Source organism: Huintestinicola sp., assembly GCF_051882455.1.
Classification (GTDB): Bacteria; Bacillota; Clostridia; order Oscillospirales; family Ruminococcaceae; genus Huintestinicola.
Genome location: NZ_JBJERV010000035.1, coordinates 1 through 2,714, shown reverse-complemented (window position 1 = coordinate 2,714; position 2,714 = coordinate 1). Strand labels below are relative to the sequence as shown.

Genomic DNA, 2,714 nt, shown 5'->3' with positions numbered 1-2,714 from the left:
CCCGTTCAAACCTACTTGCAAAAGCTTTCAGAAGAATGCTCAAGGACGAGTTATAACCGCAGATCAATGCCGCTTTGCACCAAACAGCGGCTCTCTGCAAATGACGAAGCGGTCTTTCTTCCTGTCACAGCATTTAGAATTATTTACAAATACAGTATAGCACACCCAATTTCATTTGTCAAGGGCTTTTGAAATTTTTTCCGAAAATAAAATATCCGCTCCGAAGTCAGGGCTTCGAAGCGGACAGATATTACTTAAATTACTTGCTGATAAGCGCAAGAGTGTCACGGGCGATAAGAAGCTCCTCGTTTGTGGGAACTACCCATACCTGTACCTTGCTGTCATCGGCGGAAATGCGCTTGAGTTCGCCTCTTGTGGCATTGTTTACCTCGTCGTTTATCTTGATTCCGAGGTAGTCCATATCCTTGCATACGCCTGCACGGATAGCAGCGTCGTTCTCACCGATACCGCCTGTGAAGAGGATAGCGTCAACGCCGTTCATAACAGCCGCATATGCGCCGACATACTTCTTGGTCTGATACTTGAGCATCTCGTTTGCAAGGAGCGCTCTCTTGTTGCCGTCCTTGGCAGCGGCGGTAACGTCTCTGTTATCGGAGGAAACGCCCGAAACGCCTGCAAGACCGGACTGCTTGTTCATATAATCGGACATCTGAGCGGGAGTGAAGCCCTTCTTGTCCATAAGGAAGGTAACGGCGGAGGGGTCAACAGAGCCGCAGCGTGTACCCATAATGATGCCGTCAAGAGGAGTAAAGCCCATGGAGGTGTCAACAGACTTGCCATATTCAACAGCGGTGATGGAGGAGCCGTTGCCCATATGGCAGGAGATTATTTTCAGCTCCTTAACGTCCTTGCCCATAGCGTCTGCAAGCGCCTTGGAAACAAATCTGTGGGAGGTGCCGTGGAAGCCGTACTTTCTTACGTGGTACTGCTCATAATCCTCATAGGGGAAAGCCATCATATAAGCCTTTTCGGGCATTGTCTGATGGAAAGCTGTGTCAAACACAACAGCCATAGGAGCGTCGGGAAGCACCTTGCGGCAGGCTCTCAGAGCAAGAGCATGGGGGTGGTTATGTACGGGAGCAAGCTCTGCGAGAGCGTCGATCTGGTCGATTATCTCGTCGGTAACGAGAGTGGTCTCCTTGAATATCTCAGCACCCTGCACAATTCTGTGACCCACAGCGTTTATCTCGCTCATGGAGTTTATTACCTTGCCCTCGCCCGATGTGAGGACTTCGACCAGCTTTTCAAAAGCCTCGGTGTGAGTGGGAAAATCGCAGTCTGCTTCTACCTTTCTGCCGTCGGAGGTCTTATGGGAGATGTGACCGCCGATACCGATCCTGTCGCAGTTACCCTTTGCGATAACGCTTTCGTTTTCCATATCGAGAAGCTGATACTTGAGAGAAGAGCTTCCTGCATTGACAACTAAAATCAGCATTTTTAAAACAACCTTTCCTATATCATAATATATTCACATAAAAATGAATGCCAATGATTATTTTACCATTGTTTGCCGAAAAAATCAAGAGGTGAAAGAATGCTTTTGTGACATTTTTTTGAATTTTTTCGCTTGTTTTCTAAAATTTTAAATGAGACGCAGAGACTGTTTTGAAAAAAATTTCCAAAAGCTCTTGACATCAAGGAAAATACGTGCTATACTGTGAGCATATTATTTTTTGAAAGGAGGCGGGCAGAATGTTCGTAAATATCATCAGATACATCACATCGGAAAGAAACGGCATTTTCAAAGGCACAGATATGCCGCCCGTCCTCAGCAATTAACGGACAGAGCGGATATTCTTACAGCGCCCCTGTTATGCCGAATGGTATAGCAGGGGCGCTTTCTGCGTTTATTTGCAAAAGGAGGAATGACAATGAGTATTTTCACACCACCCGAACAGAAGGAACAGACAGACGAGCTTCACAAGGATTACGGCGTTCTGAGCAACTGCCGATATATCCTGGGGAAGTTCGTCAAATACCGGAAATCCCTTATCTTCTTTATGATAACGGGAGCCGTTGCGGCGGCTTCCATGTCCTACATATGGAGCTTTATCGGAAAGCTTGTCATTGATATGATACAGGCAGGCGCAGGCGGCGGAGATATCCTGCCCCTTTTAAAGCTTGTGACTGTGACCACCCTTATCGAGTTTTTCTTTATGTGGCTCAACACCGTTTCATCGGCGAAAACCGGCGTTGGCTTTACCTATGTGCGCCTTATGATAATCAAGGAGCGCATCGCCAAAACTCTGGGCATGGATTACGAGGCTCTTGAGACCCCGGAAATGCTTGACAGGCTCCAGAAGGCAAAGCGCGCCACCGCAGGGGACTGGCAGGGCGTTCAGGGAATGATGACCTATATGCAGGTAATGCTCACACAGGTCATATCCGTTATCACCTCGATCATCATCATGTCGAGCTTTGACCCGCTTATAATAGCTGTTATCGCCGTTTTGTCCTATGTTCAGTTCTTGTATTTTGAGTACATACGCAAAAAGGACAAAAAGGAAATGTGGGACGCCATGATGCCCCACTGGCGCAAGCTTGAGTATATGGAGACCGTCACCACCGATTTTTCCTACGCCAAGGACATAAGGCTTTTCGGAATGAAGAATTTCCTTTCAAAAAAGCAGAAGGAGGTCTATGACGAGGAGCTGAGACACTGGGTAAAGTCCCGTCAGTACTGGATATATAAC

At 47.2% G+C, this 2,714-nt stretch carries 3 protein-coding genes; 2 read left to right on the top strand and 1 reads right to left on the bottom strand.

The genetic code is table 11. The features are described from left to right. A partial coding sequence (locus ACI4J0_RS05355; RefSeq protein ID WP_439764782.1) for a hypothetical protein occupies positions 1 to 192 on the top strand: 192 nt, incomplete at its 5' end. Positions 193 to 259: 67 nt separating this feature from the next. Here ACI4J0_RS05355 and ACI4J0_RS05350 read toward each other — a convergent pair. Continuing rightward, entirely contained in the window at positions 260 to 1,456 is a 1,197-nt protein-coding gene (locus ACI4J0_RS05350; RefSeq protein WP_439764781.1) for an acetate/propionate family kinase, read from the bottom strand. Between the two features lie 436 nt (positions 1,457 to 1,892). On the opposite strand from ACI4J0_RS05350, the gene ACI4J0_RS05345 reads away from it, so the two are divergent. Continuing rightward, positions 1,893 to 2,714 (top strand): hypothetical protein (locus ACI4J0_RS05345; RefSeq protein WP_439764780.1); only part of this gene is annotated, 822 nt, incomplete at its 3' end.

Coding starts and splice junctions, on each gene's coding strand:
- ACI4J0_RS05350 (WP_439764781.1), bottom strand. CDS start 1,456: ATGCTGATTTTAGTTGTCAATGCAGGAAGCTCTTCTCTCAAGTATCAG.